The sequence below is a fragment of the Gordonia pseudamarae genome (assembly GCF_025273675.1).
GTDB classification, from domain to species: domain Bacteria; phylum Actinomycetota; class Actinomycetes; order Mycobacteriales; family Mycobacteriaceae; genus Gordonia; species Gordonia pseudamarae.
In genome coordinates this window covers 802446-821651 of record NZ_CP045809.1, presented here as the reverse complement: position 1 = coordinate 821651, position 19206 = coordinate 802446, and the positions used below count along the sequence as shown (strand labels likewise).

At 68.2% G+C, this 19206-nt stretch carries 11 protein-coding genes and 1 pseudogene; 7 read left to right on the top strand and 5 right to left on the bottom strand.

Features of this window, described 5'->3' with window-relative positions:
* Positions 1 to 32: 32 nt before the first annotated feature.
* Positions 33 to 1331, top strand: a complete 1299-nt coding sequence (locus tag GII31_RS03525; protein WP_213246858.1) for a Fic family protein — start codon at positions 33 to 35, stop codon at positions 1329 to 1331.
* 190 nt (positions 1332 to 1521) lie between these two features.
* Here the strand turns inward: GII31_RS03525 and GII31_RS03520 are convergent.
* Positions 1522 to 1974 (bottom strand): annotated as a pseudogene (locus GII31_RS03520) (helix-turn-helix domain-containing protein); the annotation flags it as partial.
* Positions 1975 to 2044: 70 nt separating this feature from the next.
* Here GII31_RS03520 and GII31_RS03515 point away from each other — a divergent pair.
* Positions 2045 to 2692: a substrate-binding domain-containing protein gene (locus GII31_RS03515; protein WP_213246856.1), complete on the top strand. Its 648-nt coding sequence runs from the start codon at positions 2045 to 2047 to the stop codon at positions 2690 to 2692.
* On the opposite strand, the gene GII31_RS03510 is transcribed toward GII31_RS03515, so the two are convergent.
* Positions 2625 to 5597, bottom strand: a complete 2973-nt coding sequence (locus GII31_RS03510; RefSeq protein WP_260840290.1) for an AMP-binding protein — start codon at positions 5595 to 5597, stop codon at positions 2625 to 2627. The two genes, GII31_RS03515 and GII31_RS03510, sit on opposite strands and share 68 nt — an antisense overlap.
* Positions 5590 to 6546: an alpha/beta fold hydrolase gene (locus GII31_RS03505; RefSeq protein ID WP_213246852.1), complete on the bottom strand. Its 957-nt coding sequence runs from the start codon at positions 6544 to 6546 to the stop codon at positions 5590 to 5592. Before GII31_RS03505 ends, GII31_RS03510 begins: the two co-directional genes overlap by 8 nt.
* Before the next feature lie 170 nt (positions 6547 to 6716).
* On the opposite strand from GII31_RS03505, the gene GII31_RS03500 reads away from it, so the two are divergent.
* Positions 6717 to 8171: an MFS transporter gene (locus GII31_RS03500; protein ID WP_213246850.1), complete on the top strand. Its 1455-nt coding sequence runs from the start codon at positions 6717 to 6719 to the stop codon at positions 8169 to 8171.
* Between the two features lie 42 nt (positions 8172 to 8213).
* On the opposite strand, the gene GII31_RS03495 is transcribed toward GII31_RS03500, so the two are convergent.
* On the bottom strand, positions 8214 to 8705 hold the full coding sequence (locus GII31_RS03495; RefSeq protein ID WP_213246849.1) for a MarR family winged helix-turn-helix transcriptional regulator: 492 nt from the start codon (positions 8703 to 8705) through the stop codon (positions 8214 to 8216).
* Between the two features lie 160 nt (positions 8706 to 8865).
* Here GII31_RS03495 and GII31_RS03490 point away from each other — a divergent pair, with 160 nt between their 5' ends.
* The 4 genes from GII31_RS03490 (at position 8866) to GII31_RS03475 (ending at position 17799) form a co-directional block, all read left to right on the top strand.
* Positions 8866 to 9723 (top strand): SDR family oxidoreductase, encoded by an 858-nt coding sequence (locus tag GII31_RS03490; RefSeq protein WP_213246848.1) that lies wholly within the window; start codon positions 8866 to 8868, stop codon positions 9721 to 9723.
* Between the two features lie 91 nt (positions 9724 to 9814).
* The gene (locus GII31_RS03485; protein ID WP_213246847.1) at positions 9815 to 12580 is read left to right on the top strand and encodes a helix-turn-helix transcriptional regulator; all 2766 of its coding nucleotides are present in this window, start codon (positions 9815 to 9817) and stop codon (positions 12578 to 12580) included.
* Between the two features lie 621 nt (positions 12581 to 13201).
* Complete coding sequence (locus GII31_RS03480) at positions 13202 to 16360, top strand: Ig-like domain-containing protein (protein ID WP_260840289.1); 3159 nt, start codon at positions 13202 to 13204, stop codon at positions 16358 to 16360.
* Positions 16361 to 16431: 71 nt separating this feature from the next.
* Complete coding sequence (locus tag GII31_RS03475) at positions 16432 to 17799, top strand: VWA domain-containing protein (RefSeq protein WP_213246843.1); 1368 nt, start codon at positions 16432 to 16434, stop codon at positions 17797 to 17799.
* A gap of 94 nt (positions 17800 to 17893) precedes the next feature.
* On the opposite strand, the gene GII31_RS03470 is transcribed toward GII31_RS03475, so the two are convergent.
* The gene (locus GII31_RS03470; protein WP_213246841.1) at positions 17894 to 19204 is read right to left on the bottom strand and encodes a glycosyltransferase; all 1311 of its coding nucleotides are present in this window, start codon (positions 19202 to 19204) and stop codon (positions 17894 to 17896) included.
* Positions 19205 to 19206 lie beyond the last annotated feature (2 nt).

Below are 19206 nucleotides of genomic sequence, written 5' to 3'. Positions count from 1 at the left end.
ATCTGTTCATAGAAAGGTCGAAACCTACAACCATGGCCCACCTTCGCGACCTCCATTGGCAGCCCGCCGACCAGTCCGGTCTCGTCGCGTCAGACCGTCGCGGTGGACGCTTCTCGGCATATGTCCCCGACCCATTGTGCAACCGCCCACTGGCCCTCGACGGCGAACTGGGCGCGGCGGCAGCCTCGGCGGAACGTGCGATCCGACATTTGGCCGCCGTTCCCGGCTCACGCGGCCTGTCTGCCATTTCCCGGCTGCTCACGCGTTCGGAAGCGATCTCCAGTTCGATGATCGAAGGTATCGCGCCGTCGCCACAGCAAGTCGCACTCGCCGAGCTGGGTTTGACTGAGAGTGTCCGAGGCCTGAGCGACAAGGCAAGGCTCGTCGCCAGGAATATTGCCGTGCTGCGGGCCGCATCGGGTGAACTGGTGACCTCGCCCGAGGTGACGGTGGCTGACATCGAAGCGCTACACGATGGCCTGTTGCAAGGTGACCACCATCGCGGAATCCGCGTGGTCCAGAACTGGATTGGTGGTTCGAATTGGAACCCGCTGCGCGCGGAGTTCGTTCCACCACCACCCGAGCTGGTCCCGGCGCTGATGGCCGACCTGGTCAGGTACGTCAACGGCGCATCACACGGACCACTCATCCAAGCGGGACTTGTACACGCTCAGTTCGAGACGATCCACCCGTTCACCGACGGAAACGGACGAGTCGGCAGGGCTTTGATCCACACCGTGCTGGCACGGGGCGGGCTGTCCCCAGACGCCGTATTGCCCATCAGCCTGGTACTGGCGACGCTGAGTGAGCGGTATGTCGCGGGCCTGAACAGCTACCGTTACGCCGGTGGCGCCGATCGCGTCGAAGCAGGCCGCGGTCAGGCCACGTGGCTTGCCTTCTTCATCGAGGCCACCACCATTGCGATACACCAGGCAGCGCAACTCGCCGACGATGTCTCAGCGCTGGAAACCTCCTGGCAGCGCAAGGTGAATCAGGACAGGGCAGCTCGCGGGCTTCGAATAGCGCCGCGCGCTGACTCCGCGGCGCAGCGCATCCTGTCGATCCTGCCGGAGGCGCCGGTGCTGACCGGACGCTCGGTTGAGCGGCTGATCGATGTCTCGTTCAACGCAGCCCGTGGCGCGCTCGACGAGCTGGCCGACGCAGGTGTCCTCACCCGTAAAGTCATCGACCGCAGAACCACCGGCTATCTCGCCCACGACATCCTCGATCTCGTCGGAATCACCGAGCGACGCCTTGCGAGCACTCAATTCGATACCCGCGTCGCGCCACCTTCCAGACCTGTGCCCGCGTCGCCGCCCAGGCGCGATTAGCCGACAGTGTGCCATGGCGACCAGCACTGACGTCACCGACCACCTAACACGACTGACTGGCGAACACCACCGGACAGAACCATGTCCGCCAATGGTCAGTTCCCGATGGCCCTTGACAATCGCGATCCGCAGCTATTCACGAGTATCCCAGCGCTGGCGGTCGAGGACATTGCGTTGCAGTAGCGCGAAGAAGCTCTCCATGCTTCTTGATGTCGACATGCACGAGTCGTCCGGGCCGGTCGACCTCGTACCGTTTCGGTTTCGGTCTGCGCACCGGTAGTCCGGTGGCCTGGTCGATGTTCGCCAGCAGCGGCATCCGGTAGCGCTCCAGGACCCGACCGACCGTCGAACGCGCGATACCCAGGTGATAGGAGATCCGGTGCGGTCCCCACCGGCGGGAGTAACGCAGGCAGATGATTCGTCGTTCGGTGCGTCGGGGCAGCCGGGCCGGTGAGCGGGCGGGGCGGGAACTGCGGTCGGTCAGGCACTGGCCGGCGCGGTAACGGTCGGCCCACCGCTTGGCCGTGGCCGGCGAACACTGGAACCGTTCGGCAGCGCGCCGCAAAGACCAGCCCTCATCGATGATCAGGGAAGCAAGACGGCGACGCCCCTCGGGCGTCAACGGTGCGTTAGCGTGAGTCACGAAGACCTCCGTGGCTAGATGGTGAGTGTGGTAACCCACATCCTGCCCGGAGGCCTTCGCCTTACCTCAGATGTTCACAACGTGTCGGGGAAGTACATCTAGACCAACCGCAGGCATCCAGCGCAGCAGCGGACACCACCTCTGTAAGGACGTATGCACAGGTCAGTGGCGCTTCTGCACGCGAGTCCAGACTTTCAGGCGAAACCCAGTCCAGACTTTTCACCGCTTCTGCAGGTCACCAGTCCAGGAATCCAGCGCCTGCGGCATCGGTCGGCCACATCGACTCCGACACACCGACCGCACGGCGACAGGTCAGCTCATCGAGTCGACCGACCGCACCGCGAACATCGGATTCAACGACATGGTCACGTTCGGCATCCTCAAGGAGCTACGCCATCGCGGCATCGAATGCCCCGGCGAGATGAGCATCGTCGGCTACAGCGACATCCCGACGGCCGACCTGGTCACCCCACCACTGACCACCGTCGCCGTCGATCACTATCACATGGGCGCGGAGGCGGCCAAGATCCTGCTGAGCGTGGTCGACGCCGACTCGCCCACCGTTCCCCGATCGGTGAGGTTCCCCGTCTCGCTCGTCGGGCGCGGTTCGGTTGCGCCCATGCGCGTCCGCCGCGCCCGACGAGCGCCCGTCACTTCGCCGGAGCAGGCCGGGCAGGGGTCCCCAGTGCCTTCCGGTCCGGCCGGTACCAGCGGGTGAGCGGAATGTCCTCGACCCGCACGATCGTGGTCAGGCCCGCGGCGGCCGACATGTCCGCGAGGACGCCGCGAGCCCGGTCCTGGTCGTAGGTACCGTCCGAGGTGGTCGCCACGGCGACGGTCAGCGCGTCCTCACGCGGGATCGCCACGGCCATCACCACACCCGGAACACCGGCCAGCGCGTCCTCGATCTCGCGCGGGCGGACGGTCCCCTCGGCGGTCACGATGATGTCGGTGCCGCGCCCCAGCGGCCACAGATCGCCGTCCTCGTCGCGCCGGAAGTCCTCACCGGTATCGATCCACGCGTCGTGCGGACCGAACACACCGCGCAGCGGCACGTCCTCCCACTGCGGGCTTCCCCGTTCGGCTTCCACCAGGAGCCGGCCGGGCACACCCTCCTTTGCGCGGACCACGTAGCCGTCCTGGTCGTATCGCAGGTCACCGGTCACCGGATGAATCGCCGCCAGCGCCGTGCGGGCGGTCCCCGGCAACGACTGTCCGGCCGCACCGATCTTCCGGCCGGAGACGTTGGCCACGATCGCGTCGGTCCGGATCGGGACGAACATCTCCAGCACCCGGGCCGGGGCGAACCTGGTGGTCACATCGCGCCACAGGGTGCGCGGCATGCCCGACCCCACGAACAGCCGTACCGGATGGTGTTCCTCGTCGGAACTGTGCGGCTGCGCCACGAGCAACGACAACATGCTCCAGGTGTAGGGCACCACGGTCGCGCCGTAGTGACGCACCTCCGACCAGAACGACGACGGATCGAACGAGTCGGTCAGCGCCAGCCGGGCACCCGAGGCCACCGGGGCGGCCGTGGCCAGCAGCAACCCGGACGCGTGATAGAGCGGGTTGGCCGAGAAGACGGTGTCCGATTCGGTCAGGGAGGCCGCCGAGGCCGCACCGTAGGCCGACAGCGCCCACCGGCGGTTCGTCACCGGCACGGCCCGGACGCCGTCGCTGCCGTCTCCGAACAGGATGAAGGCCAGGTCGCGGCCCCGGCCCGGGTTCGGCCGATACCAGTTGGGCGGGCGCACCGACGTGGTGTCGATCATGCTGAGGTTCTCGACACCGGCGGGCAGGTCGATTCCGTGGGCGTCGCCGATCAGGTTCACCGTCACGTCCTCGATGCCGGCCAGCCCGGGAAGCCCGGCCGCGTCGACCAGGATCCGCCGGGTCCGGCTGAGCTGCAGTTCGGCGCGCGTGTCCGATCCCGGCCGGAGCAGCACGGCCACCGCGCCGATGCGGCTCAACGCGGCGGTCGTCGACAGCAGCGCCGCGCCCGATTCGGTGAGCACCCCCACATGTTCGCCGCGCCGGACCGATACCCGCAGCAGCCGCAGCACCAGATCGTCGACCTCGGCTTCGATGTCGGCCCGGGTGTACGCGTGGCCGCGATACAGCAGGGAGACCGCCGACGGGTCCTGTTCGGCGGCTTCGGCGAGCAGGCTCCCGTAGGAGACCGTGGTGGCCGGGCCGACCCGCTCCAGTTTCAGCAATCGCGGCACCTGGTCGAGCGCTTCGGTGGTCAGGTCCGTCACCGACCCCGACACCCGGTCGATCACCTCGCGCACCAGTCCCGGGGCGGCGCGCACACCGGCCGTGCCGAGATTGAGCACCTGCCGGACGGTGCCGCCGGTGGTGGCCTCCTCGCGCTCGATCAGCCCGGCCTCGCGGGCGTCGATGAGGTTGTCGGGGCGTTCGTTGTCCCCGGCGATCCACCCGACCCACCGGTGCACCGTCGGCCAGGTCTCCCTGTTGGCCCGCGATCCGACGCCGAGACCGAAATGCCCTGTCGGCATCGAGCATTCCCACACCTGGGCGCGCGGCAATCCCTTGATGACGTCGCGGACCGCGCGCGGCGGGGCGAACGCGTCGTACTGCCCGGTGAAGATCAGTACCGGGCAGGTGATGTCGGACATGCTCACGGCGCGACCGTCGAAGACCAGGCCGCCACGGACGAATCGCTCGTTGGTCATCGACTCCATGACCTCGGCGATCGCCGGTCCGGGGAAGGCGATCCAGCCGTCGTTGGCCAGGAACCGGCGCTGACGTTCCCTGGGCAGCAGTGCGTCACGGTCGCCGAGAGCGGCGAGATACTGCAGGCGTTGCTTGGCCGTGGCGATGGGGCTGGTCCAGCTGAACAGGTTCGCCGAGGCCCAGCCCGGCAGTCCCGTCTTGCTCAGGACACCGATACCGAATTTGCTGATCGCGTCGAAAACCTCTTCCGGCAGGTCTATTCCGGGCAGGGACAGCGGTTCCATCGGGCTGCCGAGCGCGAAGATGCTCGCGATTCCGTCGGTCTTGCGCAGGGCCGCGGCCTGGTAGCAGAACAGGCCGCCCTGGGAGTAGCCGCCGATGTGCACCGGCAGGCCGGTGGTCGCCGTGACGTGGGCGATGGCGTCGGAGACGGCCAGCACGTGGTCGGTGACCGTGCGCATGTTGCCGCCCGGTTCGACCGCCGGATCGCCGAAGTCGACGACCCAGGGGTCCAGGCCCGAGCGGCGCAGGTGCCCGACGGCGCTCGTCGACGGCGACACGTCCCAGACGTCGGCGCTGAGCATCAGCGGCGGCACCAGCAGGATCGGCGCGGCGCCGGCCGGCGTGTCGTCGGTGAAGTAGCGTCGCAGGCTCAGCACGGGCGTGCGGAGGGTGACGTCATACGGGGAGGGTTCCTCACCTGTTTCCAGGCCGCCGAAGCGCACGTACTCGACCACGTTCGCCGCGGTCCGCACGACCTGACCGATGGTGGCGCCGATCCCGTTCCCCCCGTCGTCCGCCTGATCCCCGGCTTTGCTGTCCGTGCCTTTGATACCCGTGCCTTTGATACCCGTGCCTTTGATGTCGGTGGCTTTGATACCCGTGGCTTTGATATCGGTGGCTTTGATGTCCCGGTCACTCATCGCTCTGTTGTCCTTGTCCCTCGTGGCGGCGAATATCGATATCGGCTTCGGATGCGTCGGTCCGGTGGGCGGTTTCGTCGGCGATCGACGCGATGATCCCGGCGACCGTGTGCGGCTGGTCGATCTGCGGCAGATGACCGCCGCCGTCGATGAGGACCAGATGTGATCCGGGAACGGCGTCGAGCAGCGTCCGCGCACCGCCGGGGTCGCAGACCGGGTCGCGATCACCCCAGATGAGGGTGACCGGGCGCGCGATGGTGTCGAGTTCGAGGCAGCCGGATTCGACCTCCGTCATCAGCCGGCGCCCCAGCACACCGACGCGCCGGAACTCCGACATCCCGCGGAAGTGCGAACCGAACCGCCAGGCGTTCGAGATTCCCGATGCGAGCCGCACCCGGTAGTAGGTGGCGACGGCCAGTTGCACCGCCAACGTCGGATACGGCACCTGGTAGGCGATCCGCAGCACCGGCAGTATGGCCTTGAGTGCCCCGTTCGCCAGGTGCAGCTCGCGCTGAAACCCCAGACCGGCCGGTGCCAGACCGACGACGGCGGCCACGTCCTCGCGCTCGCCCGCCGCGCGCAGTGCCACGGTCGCGCCCATCGAGTTGCCCACCACAACGACCGGGCCGTCGCCGGGCTCGCGCAACACCTCGATCACCGCGGTGACGAAGGAATCGTAGGTGCCGAGCAGGGTGCCGGTCCGCGCGATGCCGTCGGCCCGCCCGAATCCGGGCAGATCCACGGCGGCACCCCGGTGGCCGCGGGCGCCCAGCTCGGCCAGCAGGTCACGCCAGGTGTCGGAGCTGTCGGCGAATCCGTGCAGCAGCAGGATCAGGGGCCCGTTTCCGTCGACCTCGAGGACGCGGGTGTGATGACCGTCGGCTTCGATCCGGCGTTCGTGGACGGCCACATTCCGGTTCTTCCCGGCCCCATGGCGAATTTCAGGCATGCTCTCAACTCTCTGCGGCCCTGGTGGGCCCCGCGACGAACCGTCATTGAATACTACGTATGAACACAGTGTATGGTCTACCGCGCCGGCCGGGGCGCCTTCGGTCAATCAGACGGTTATCGGCCGGGACACAATTTCAGCCGTGTGTAATGTGCATACGAGGAGGTGGCATGTCGTTACGTGCGCGGGACGCCGGAACGACATCGGTACCGGAAAATCCTGAGGACAACGCGGCGATCCCACGCGCCGACATCGGTGCCGGGCGCACCCTCGCGGTGGTCGCGGTGCTGTGCTTCGGCGGCCTGGTCGCCTCGGTGATGCAGACGCTGATCATCCCGATCCAGCCCGAGCTGCCCGCCACGCTCGGCACGTCCATCGAGAACGCATCGTGGGTCATCACCGCCACCCTGCTCGGCGGCGCGGTCGCGATGCCGATCGCGGGACGGCTGGCCGACATGTTCGGCAAACAACGTGTGCTGGCGGTCAGCGCCGCGTTTCTGGTGCTGGGGTCGGCGATCGCCGCGGCCGGATCGTCGTTGCCCACACTGGTCGCCGGCCGTGCCGTGCAGGGTATGGCGATGGGTTTCATCCCGGTCGGGATCAGCCTGATGCGTGAGGTCACCCCCGACCATCTGACGTCGATGGCGGTGTCGGCGATGAGCGCGATGATGGGGGTCGGCGCCGGAATCGGCCTGCCGCTGGCGGCGTGGATCAGTGAGACCGCGGACTGGCATGTGCTGTTCTGGATGTCGGGCGGGCTCGGCCTGATCGTCCTGACTCTGACCTTGCTGGTGGTTCCGCACATCGACGACGCGGTCGGCGGTCGACTCGACCTGATCGGCGCACTCGGGTTGGCGGTCGGCCTCATCGGGGTGCTGACCGCCGTCACCAAGGGCAATGACTGGGGCTGGTCGGAACCGATCACGCAGGGGCTACTCGTCGGCGGACTCGTGGTCCTGCTGCTGTGGTCCTGGTTCGAACTCCGGCACCACGAACCACTCGTCGACCTGCGCACCACCGCCCGGCCCGCGGTGCTGTGCACCAATATCGCCTCGATCGCCGTCGGGTTCGGGATGATGGCGCAGGCCGTCACGATCCCGTTGCTGCTGGAGACACCCACATCCACCGGTGCCGGACTGGGCCAGACCGTACTGCAGGCCGGTCTGTGGATGGCGCCGTTCGGCGGCATGATGCTGTTGATGTCGCCGGTGTCGGGCGCTCTCATCCAGCGGATCGGCGGCCGGTACGCCTTCCTGATCGGCTCCGCGCTGCTGGGCACCGGTTACCTGGTCGCGCTGTTCCTGATGGAAAGCCCCTGGCAGGTCATGATCGCCTCCATCGTCTGCGCGGCCGGTGTCGGCGTCGCGTATTCGGCGATGCCGACGCTCATCATGGCCAATGTGCCCGCGGACGAGTCCGGGGCGGCCGTCGGCCTCAACGGCCTGATGCGCTCGATCGGAACCACCTCGGCGTCGGCGGTGATCGCGATGGTGCTCGCCGGCTCCACCGTCACCGTCGCCGGTCACGACTACCCCGATCAGACGGCGTTCCGCTGGTGCTTCCTGATCGGTGCGGCCGCCTCCTATCTCGGTTTCCTCATCGCGCTGCTCATCCCCCGGCGGTAGCCGCCGCGCGGACCGATTGCCGCGGCGGCCGGTGCGCGCTGTTCAGCGCACCTGGTCGCATTCGCCGCCGTCAGGATCGATCGCCCGCACCACCTTGCGGCCGATGCGGCCGAGCACGTCGATCTCCTCGGGGTCGAGGACGTCGATGAGCAGTCGCCGTACCTCCCGCACATGTGCCGGGGCCGCGGCCAGCACCTTGGCGTGGCCGGCGTCGGTCAGCGTGGCGTTGGTGCGCCGGCCGCCGCCGGGGATCTGCCGCCGGATCAGGTAGCCGGCGTTCTCCAGGCGTTTGGCCGTGTGCGAGAGCCGCGACAACGACGACGAGGCGAAGGTGGCTATCTCGCTCATCCGCATCGTCCGGTCCGGCTCCTCCGAGAGCACCGACAACACCATGTATTCGAACATGCTCAGCCCGGAATCGCGTTCGAGCTGGATGTCGAGGGCCGCGGGCAGCCGGACCATCAGTGCCGCGACGGCCAGCCACGCGCCCCGCTCGTCGGAGGTGAGCCAGGGCGTGTCATCGGGTGCGGGCATTGTCACATCCTATCCCTACTTGACAGTTCAACTAACAGTGCTAACGTAGCTTATTGAACGTTCAAGTAGGAAGTGATGGCCGCGCACCCCATCCGCCACGCCACCACATCTGCTGTCCCACCGCCTCACCGCCCAACCGCCTCACCGCAAGGAGACCGCCATGACCATCGCCGTTTTCGGAGCCACCGGAGCCCTCGGCAACCTCACCGTCGACGCACTGCTCAAGCGTGGTGTGGCCGCCGGCGACATCCGCGCGCTCGGCCGCAGTCCCGAACGCCTGGCCGCCCTCGCCGACAAGGGCGTGGCCACCTTCGCCATCGACCTCAACGATCCGTCGACGCCGGCCGAACCGTTGCGAGGTGCCGACGAGGTGCTGCTGATCTCGGGCAGTGAGGTGGGCCGGCGGCTCCCGCAGCACAAGGCCGCCATCGACGCGGCCGTCGCCGCCGGGGTACGCCGCGTCACCTACACCTCGGCCCCGCAGGCCGACACCAGCACCCTGATCCTGGCGCCCGAGCACAAAGCCACCGAGGAGTACCTGGCCGCCGCCCCCATCACCGCCACGATCCTGCGCAACGGCTGGTACACCGAGAACTTTCAGTCCGAGTTCGGGGCCGCCCAGGCCACCGGCGTCATCGCCAACAGTGTCGGTGAGACCGCCCGCATCGCCAGCGCGCCGCGCGCCGACCTCGCCGAGGCGGCCGCGATCGTCCTCACCACCGACGGCCACGACGGCAAGGTGTACGAGCTGACCGGCGATACCGCCTGGACGTTCCCCGAGTTCGCCGAGGCCCTCTCACGGGTTCTGGACAAGCCGGTGGAGTACCGCACGATCACCGCCGACGAGGAGCGGGCCGGCCTGGCCGCGGCCGGACTGCCCGCCGAGGTCGTCGACCTGGTGGTGAGCCTGAATCAGTCCACCCGCGAAGGCCAGCTGTCGGTGGTCACCGACGACCTGTCCCGGATTCTCGGCCGCCCCACCACCCCGATCGCGGAGACCCTCCGCACCTGGAAGTAGGACGCGCACCCGAGTGCACGCCACGCCCACCGGCGGCATCGATCGCCGCCGGTGTGAGGCCCGCCATGCCGACGGTGACTACACTGCTCGCGTGCCCGCGCCGCAGCTCTCCCGTCGGCAGGTGACAATCGCGGACCTCACCGACGCGCTCGCCACCGCCCTCAACGCCGCCCCCGGCGCGTCCCGCACCCTGGTCATCGCGTCCGGACCGGGTACCGGAAAGTCTCATATCCTGCGGGAATTGCTCGACACCCTACCGACACTGACCGGCCCACGCCTGGACGGGACCGTCTGCACGCTGCGCCGCGCCGAGGCCGACGACCTGTCCTGGCGCAGGCCCTACGCCGTCGCCGCAGCCCTTCTCGACCACGACATCCCCACCACCGTCCCCGACGACTTCGCCGATGATCTGTACGCCCGGGTCGACGACCTGTGCGCGCGCGGGCCGCTCGTGCTGGCCCTGGACGACGCGCACCACGCCGATGCCGCCAGCCTGGACCTGTTCACCCGGCTCACCGGCGCCGCCCGCGATCTGCCGCTCGTACTGATCCTGACGCGCCGGCACCTGCCGAACCGCCAATCACTGACCCGGCTGCTGTCCCTGCCGGGAGTCCGCGAATGGGACGTGCCGCCCATGTCGCCGGCGGAACTGATCGCCCTCGCAGCGGGCGCGCTGCACGCCACCCCCGGCGCCGGTGTCGAGGAGGTGCTCGAACGTTCGGGCGGAAACCCGATGCACGCGCTCTCACTGTTGCGGTCGTTGCGGCAGACCGGCGACCTACACGTTCAGGACGGCGTCGCGACCGTCGACCCCGACGGCGTGGCCACCGTCCACGACGGCATCAAGGAGGTCATCGGCTCACACCTGGCGCTGCTGGATCCGACGGCCCGTGAGTTGACCCAGAAGCTCGCCGTGTGGGGTGGCCCGGCCACCCTCACCGAGATCGCGGCACTCGACGGTTCGCCACCTGCCGCCCTCGTCGGCGCCGCCCAGACCACCATCGACGCGGGTGTCGTGGGCACCGGTCCCGGCGACACCCTGCACTTCACCCACGACCTGTACGCCGACGTCACCTACGAACGACTCGCACCCGCACTGCGCACCGTCCTGCACCAGGCGGTGGCCGACCACCCCGCCGCCCGGCGCACGGCACAGATCGTGGCCCATCACACGATCGCCGCCGGGACCGATGCCGACCGCAGTGCGGCAGCCGTCACCGCCGCCCGGCTCGAACTCGACTACGCACCGGCGGTGGCCGTTGAACTGCTCGACACCCTGCCCGCCGATGTGACGGCGTCCAAGAACCTGCGGTTGATGCACCTGAACCTCGCCACCGCGCTCACCCACACAGGACAATTCACCCGCGCGGCGCAGGTGGCCGAGGACGGCCTGGCCCATGCCACGACCGTCGAGGAGATCGCCGACCTGCATCAGGTGCTGCTGTTCGCAGTCATCACCAAGGGTGACACGAAGCGGGCCCGCGACCTGATCGACCAGACCCTGGCACTGCCCATCGACGACGACACGATCACCGAACTCGAGGATCTGCGCCGGTACGTGGGCATCATGGAAGGCGCCGAACCTGTTCCGCGCGAGCCGTTCTTCGACCTGTCGGAGGTCGAGACCAGGCCGTTGTCCGGGGTGATCGCGGAGTCGCTGCGCCGCATGCTCCTCGGCGACCTGAACGAATCGCTGCGGCTGATCCTGATCGCGTCCCGCCGCGATGCCGACGACGGCGCCAGGGGCGACAACAGCTCGTCCGGCGCCAATATCTGGGTGCCGCTGGTCGAGCAGTACGCCCACGGCGCGGGACCGGCCGCCGACCTGCTGCGGTCGGTGACCGGGCTGCGCGCCAACCGGGGCGCGGACTGGATGATCGCCTACCACGAATTCATCCAGGGCGGAATCGAATTGGATCTGGGCCGGGTGTCCGATGCCGCCGCGTCGTTCGATGCCGGACTCGAACGGGTCGCCACCGCCGACATGGGCTGGACGTCGCTGGCCGTCGGCGGCCGCATCCACGCCGCCATCCTCTCCGGCGACCTCGCCGACGCCGCATCCCGGATCGACGAGTGGAACACCGGCGGCCTGCCCGACCAGCTCGGCATCCCGGTGATCGATGCCACCGCCGTTCAACTCCTGGAGGCGACCCGCAAGCTGCGCCCGGCGGCCGCTGCCGCGATGTCGGTATGGATCCGTGCGCACGAGCACGGTGCGTTCATGTGGATGCCCGAGTTCGGCATCGAATGTGTCCGGATCGGACTGCGGGCCGGCGACACGGCACTGCTGCGCCGCATCGTTACCGATCTCGACGACCAGCCGTATCCGCAGGCGGACTGGGCCGCACGCGATGTCGACCTCATCCGCGCCATCGTGGCCACGATGCTGTCGGGCGCCGACCCGATGACGGTGGTGACCGTCGGCCGCGCCACTGCCGCCGCCCACGACACCGCCGGCTTTCAGATCGGCCGGGCCCGGGCGCTGGAGGAGTCGGCCTGCGCCGCGGCGATGGCCGGTGACAAGGCACTGGCCCGCGGGATCGCCCACGAGACGCTGGCACTGACCCAGAGTATGGGGACCGTGACGATCTCCGAACGGCTGTGTTCCCGGCTGCGTCCCCACGGCCTGCGGTTGACGCCCGGCGCGACGCGCACACGGCCACAGACGGGCTGGGAAAGCCTCACGCGGACCGAACGGACCATTGCCGAATTGGTCGGCGAGGGATGTAATGGACCGGAAATAGCCGAACTCCTGCATATTTCGACGCGCACGGTACAGACCCACGTCTCGCACGCACTCACCAAGCTCGGTATGCGGACCCGCGTCGAACTGGCCGCATTCGTCGCCGGTCGCTGACCGGTTCGCCGGTCCGGGCGTATTTGGCGCCCGAATCTCCGTCATGCGACGGATTTGTGGCCGGCTGTCCCGGGGCACGGTTGTGTGCGAAGCCGCGCCGGGTGAGGACGACTCACCCGGCGCCGCTCCCTCCCCGTCCGGGGACCCCGAACCGTCGGCGTCGACGGGACCGGGAGGAGACTCGGCCACGACACCCCCCGCCGTCGGTGGTTCGAGTCCCTCGCATTCCGGGCCCGTCGGCGCCGGCGCCCCCGGAGTCCGGCGGAGTCCGGCTTTCAGGAAGCCCAACCGAGCGGTTCGGCCCCGAGTGCCCCGGGCCCCCAGGCGACACAGGTCACGATGGCGCCGACACTTCCGCGCCGGCCGGCTACCAGACCGGCACCGCCGGTTCGCCGGATACCCCCACCGATCACCCCGCCGTTCGACGTTCTTGTCGATCGGGTCGGCAGATGTGGCGCTGCGATCTCTGTCATCGCACAGATGACAGCGCCGCCGCGGCGCCTGACAGTTGAAACCACGCGTCACCGATCCGACAGCCCGACCGACCGACCGACCGGAATCCACCGGCCCGCAGCGACAGCAGGGATTCCGAACACACGTCTCGATATGAAGGCCGCAGCAATGAGAACCTCCTACAGCCACCGCACCCGGATGATCGCCGCCGCAGCCGGGGTGAGCATATTTCTGTTCGGCGGGAACGGCACCGCCCGAGCCGAATCCGACGACGCGGCGTCGGGAACCACCTCGACCAGCGCGGCGGCCACAGAGCCCGGAACCGCAGAGCCCGGAACCACGGAGCCTTCCTCCGGCGGGCCCGCAGCCGATACAGGGGATTCGGGCCCCGGGGATTCGGGCCCCGGGGATTCGGGCACCGGGGACCAGGACTCAGACACTTCAGGGCCGGACGGCTCAGGGGCCGGGGATTCGGATGACGCGGCGGATCCGGAAGGCTCAACGGATTCAGGTGACGCATCCGACGACGCGGCAGCCACCGAGCCCGCCGCGGACGACATCGCCCCGGGCCCCGACAGCAACACGACCGACAGCAACACGACCGACAGCAACACCGACACCGACACGACCGACACCGAACCAACCGACAGCAGCCCGGCCGACAGCGTCGAGGGCACCGGGAGCCCCGGCACCGAGGACGCGTCGGTATATCCGCAGCCCGAACCGATGGTCGAGCCGGACACCGCACCGACCGCCGCCGTCGATGACGGAGTCGGTGACGCGCCCGCCGCCTCCTCCACCGGCGACCCGACGGCACCCGATGACCACGACAGCGACACCGGCGGCATTTCCGATCCGTCCACCGCTGACCCCGCCCCGTCCGATAGCGACCGGGCACCGACCCCCGCCACTCCCGCACAACCGGTGTCGACGGAGGCACTGTCGACGGGGGCGCTGTCGACGGCCGCGTTCTCCGTGCCCGCCCAGCAGTCCGTGCCGGATCCGACGAGTGCACCGGCCGCATCCCTCAGTGATTCTCCGCTCAGCTCCGCGTTGGGTCTGTTGACCCTGTTCGGCCTTCCGCTGCTCAGCGGCGGCAACTCGCCCGCGTCCGGCAACCCGATCGCCTGGGCGCTGGCGTGGATCGTGCGGCGGCACCAGGAGCACTGGCACAATCAGGCCCCGGTCGCCACACCCACCGTCACCACCTCCGATCCCGACACCGGGGTAGTGACAGGCGATCTCAACGCCACCGACCATGAGAACGATCCGATCACCTATCAGGTCACCACCGGACCCACCAAGGGCGGGGTCACCGTCAATTCCGACGGCACCTTCACCTACACCCCCGACCAGGACCTGCTCGACAACGGCGGGACGGACACCTTCACCGTCACCGTCTCCGACGAAACCGGCCGGCACCACCATCATTTCGCGATCCCGTTCTGGCTCGGGCAGACCGGCCACACCACAACCACCACAGTCACCGTTGTCGTGGACGCCGTCATCACCAACGAGGCACCGACGCTCACCGTCCACCCGCCCACCTCCCTCGACCCGATCACGGGGATCGCCACCGGCACCATCACCGCCACCGATCCCGACGACGACCCCCTCACCTACACCGTGAACGGAAACTCCGGTACGGCCGGAACTTTCACCACCGACAAGGGCAGCTTCACGCTCAACGGCGACGGCACGTACACCTTCACACCCACCGCGACGGCCCGCTGGAACGCCTCGTTCGCCGGGGACGATCCGGCGACCCGGACCGAAACCCTCAGCATCACCGTCGATGACGGCAACGGTGGCACCGCCACGCAGACCGTCACCATCGGTATCGCCGCGATCTCCGCACCCGGTGCACCCGTCGGGCAGGCAGCCACCTCCAGCGACGGTCGCACCTACTTCACCACCCACGATTCGACAACAGGCACAACGTATGTCACCTATATCGATCCGGTGACCCGGGCGGCGACCACCCGGTCGGTCACCGGCACACCGCTGGGCGGTGTTCAGGTCGGCCCGAACGGAACCGCCTATCAGACCACCACCAACGGCTCCAACAGGACCTACATCACCAGCTTCGGCGGCCCGGCCGGCGACGGTATGGAGTACTTCTTCGAGGCGACTCACACCCCGGTGGGGAACCTGCGATTCGACGCGGCGGGCAACGCCTATCAGGTGATGTCGTTGGGCAACAACACCTCCGTGTACGTGATCGGCGCCGACGGTTTGGGCAAAACCCATTCCATCCTCAACGAGAAGGCGACCGGTCCCGTCGTGATCGGACCGGGCGGACAGGTCTACCTCACCACCGAACGGGTGGTATCCGGCACCATGAAGACCCGCATATCGCTGCTCAACCCGGCGGCCGGGGTGACCACATCCGTCAACGCCGCGGGGGTTCCGGTGGGGACGGTGTACATCGGTCCCGACGGTGCTGTGTACCAAGTCAGCCACAACGCGAGCACCGACGAGACAACGCTGTACCGATACTCAGCCACCCTCACCTCGCCGGCCGACCTCGACATTGACGGAACCCCTTACAGTGGAGCATATTTCGACGATGATGGCACCGCCTACCTGCTGACCCGGCTGGCCGACGGGAATACCCAGATCGCCAGATTCAACTACGACTGGGGCTATGTCGGCTATTTCGATGTCGACGGCACGCCCGTGGGCGATGTGGCCTTCCTTCCCGGAACCAACCGGGGCTACTTCGTGACCCGGACCGACGGCGCCACCCCCGGCACCACCGTGACCCACATTCACGTGTTCAACTTCGATGCCTTCCCCCCGAGCGGCACCGTGGACATCCCGGGAGAACCGGTCGGCGGTCCCGTCGTGACGGCCGACGGAAACGTATATCAGGTGATCACCGGGACGAACACCATCGTCCGCCAACTCAACGGTTCCACCGTCTATCAAGTCGACGGAACCGCGACCAGCCAGGTCATCGGTGATGGCACCTACCTGTGGGTGACGACGACCGAGGGTGACCAGTCCACCGGGAAAACCCATATCCGCCGGATCAACATCGCGCTCGGCCCGCAGGGTTCCTACACCGTTGACGGAATCCCGGTGGGTGCGCCGGTCACCGGAGCCGACGGCACCCACTACCAGACGGTGGTTCGATACGACGCCGACACAGACACCTACCGGACCACGGTCATCGTCTACAACGGCGACCTGTACATATACCAGAGCACCATCGACGGCCGGCCCACCGGAGAGGTCCACATCGCACCCGACGGCACCGTCCTGCAGATAGTCGAGGTCGGCGGCGTCACCCGCCAGATCGTCATCAGCGGTGTCCGGCTGTGAGCGGTGGGTCGTTCTCCGGTACCGCGCTCCCGTACCGTGCGACGGCGGACATACCTGGCAAGATGTGACCGGTGACGATCCTCGGTAAAGGCGCCAACATCGGTCTCGATATCCTGCAGGTCCGCGCGGCGCTGGGCTGGCGCTCGGGGCCGGGCTGTCCTGATGTCGACGCGTCGGCGTTGCTGCTCACCACCGCCGGATCGGTCCGTGACGACGCCGACTTCGTCTTCTACAACCAGCCGTATCACACCTCGGACGCGGTGCAACACGTCGGAAAGTCCGGGACGTTCGACTCGATCGACATCGATCTCGCCCGCGTCGAACCGGCGATCGAGCGGATCGTACTCGCGGCGTCCGCCGACGGCGGCACGTTCGGACAGGTCCCCGACCTGTGCCTGACACTCATCGACGCGGGCGGCCGGGAGGTGGCACGGTTCCCGATGACCGCCACCACCGAAACGGCGTTCGTCGGCGGTGAGCTCTATCGCCGCGACGGCCGGTGGCGGTTCCGCGCTGTCGGACAGGGATACGATTCCGGGCTTGCCGGTCTGGCAACCGATTTCGGTATCAGCGTCGATGAAGATCCGACCCCGGAGACGCCGCCTGTACCACCGGCCGCACCCCGGCCCGCGGCACCGGACCCGGTACCCGGGACCGCGCCGATCAACCTCTCCAAGGGCGAGGAGCTGCTGCCGGTGGACATGCGCAAACGCCTCAGCCTGCGCAAACAGCAGATCGCGGTCTCGTTGCGGAAGGCAGGCGCCACCGAACCGATCGTGGCGCGGGTGATCCTGGTTCTCGACGCCTCCGGGTCGATGGCCAGGCTCTACTCCAACGGCACCGTCGCGACCTGCGTCGAGCGTGTCGCGGCCGTGTCCGCGGTCCTCGACGACGATGCCACCATGCAGGCGTGGGTCTTTGCCACCAACCCCGCCCGGCTCCCCGACGCACAGCTCGGCGAGCTGCCGCGGTGGATTCCGCAGCACGTGCGCATCGCCACCATGTTCGGCGGCCTCCGCAAGAAGAAGCGTCAGCAGCAGGCGGCGGCAGGCCAGATCGACATGACCAGGGTCGGTTTCGGCAATGAGGAGCAGAAGGTGATCGCCGAGGTGCGCAACTATGTGTCCGGCAATCCGATTTCGCACCCCACCCTCGTCCTGTTCTTCTCCGACGGCGGCGTGTACCGCAACGACGAGATCGAGCGGGAGCTACGCACATCCGTCGAGCATCCGATTTTCTGGCAGTTCATCGGCCTCGGAAACGCCGACTACGGTGTGTTGCGGCGGTTCGACACGCTGCCCGACCGCCGCGTCGACAATGTCGGATTCTTCGCCGTCGACGACATCGACCGCGTCTCCGACCAGGACCTCTACGATCGCGTGCTCGGTGAGTTCCCGTCCTGGATCAGGGCCGCCCGCGCGGCACGTATCCTGCGCTGATCCGCACAGGGCAGATCTGCCCGTGCGGGTTCGCCTCGTACGGAGTTGATTTCTCGTACGGAGTTGATTTCGTGCGGGACTGGCCCCGACCGACTTAGGTGTGCACCACCACCTCGGCCTCGACGACGGCGGCGGCAGCGGCGACCGCCGTGTCGGGGGCGGCCAGGCGGTCGGCCAACTGCTGTGTGGTACAGACGATTTCGGGATCGAGGATCGTCCGCAGACCGATCCGGGCGATCTCATCGGTGACCTTGCCCAACCGGGTGCCGTAGCCGACGCCGAGCGCGCGGATCCGGGCCGCCCAGAACGGCTGGTCGGCGGTGACCGCACAGATCATCGTGGGCAGACCCGCACGCAGACCGGCCGCGGTGGTGCCGGCCCCGCCGTGGTGGACGACCGCGCAACATCTCGGCAGAATCGCCGAATGATCCACGGCGCCGGTGTAATAGATGCCCGGGTCGGTCGCATCGCGGCCACGTCGCGGCCCCAGGGAGAACAGCACACGGTATCCGAGCTCGGCGGCCGCACCGGCGAAGATGCCGATCAGTCGGTCGGGATCGTCGATCGGCATGCTGCCGAACGACACGAACACCGGCTGCTCGCCCGCGTCCAGCCACGACATGAGTTCGCTGCTGTCACCGCCTGATTCGTCGAGGGCGAGGCGATCGCGGGACGACAGGTCGAAGAATCCCACCACCGGCCTGAGCGGCCCCCACTCATCGGCGATACCGGGCACGATCTCCTGGTCGTAGGCCTGAATCTGCCGGATACCCTGCGCAGCCAACCGTTTCGGCAGCGGACCGAATACCGGCGGCAGACCCAGACGGCGACGGAACAACATCTCGTTCCAGCCCGTGGCCAACCAGGTAACCCGGTCGGCGAATCGCCACGACCGTCGCTTCCAGTCCGGTGACCACGAATCGCTCCACCCCGGAACGGCACCGAGCACACCGTTCTCCGACATCGGACCGAATCGCAGCACCACCAACGCGATCCCCAGCCGTTCGGTGATCGCGAGCGCGCGATCCTGGCACAGTGGCGCCGCCACCACCACATCGGCATCGGCGAGCGGCGCCCGATCGTCGAGAAACAGCCCGGTCAGCGACCGGTCGAACGCGGCGAACCCGTCCCGGACGGTCGTGACGGCGTACCGGAGCCGGGCGATCGGTGACCGGCGACGGCTGTCGGCGGCCTCGTCCGAGGACCACGCGGTGTGGGTGTCCACGCCGATCGAGTACACCTCACCGGCGCCGAGTGCGCGGGCGAAGGCCACCAGGTTGGGTGGCACGGCCACCGATACCCGGTGACCTCGTTCGAGCAGTTCGAGCGCGAGGCACACGCCCGGCTGGATGTCGCCGCGGCTGCCGTACAGAATGACGGCGATATGGGTTGCGGAGGTGCTCATGT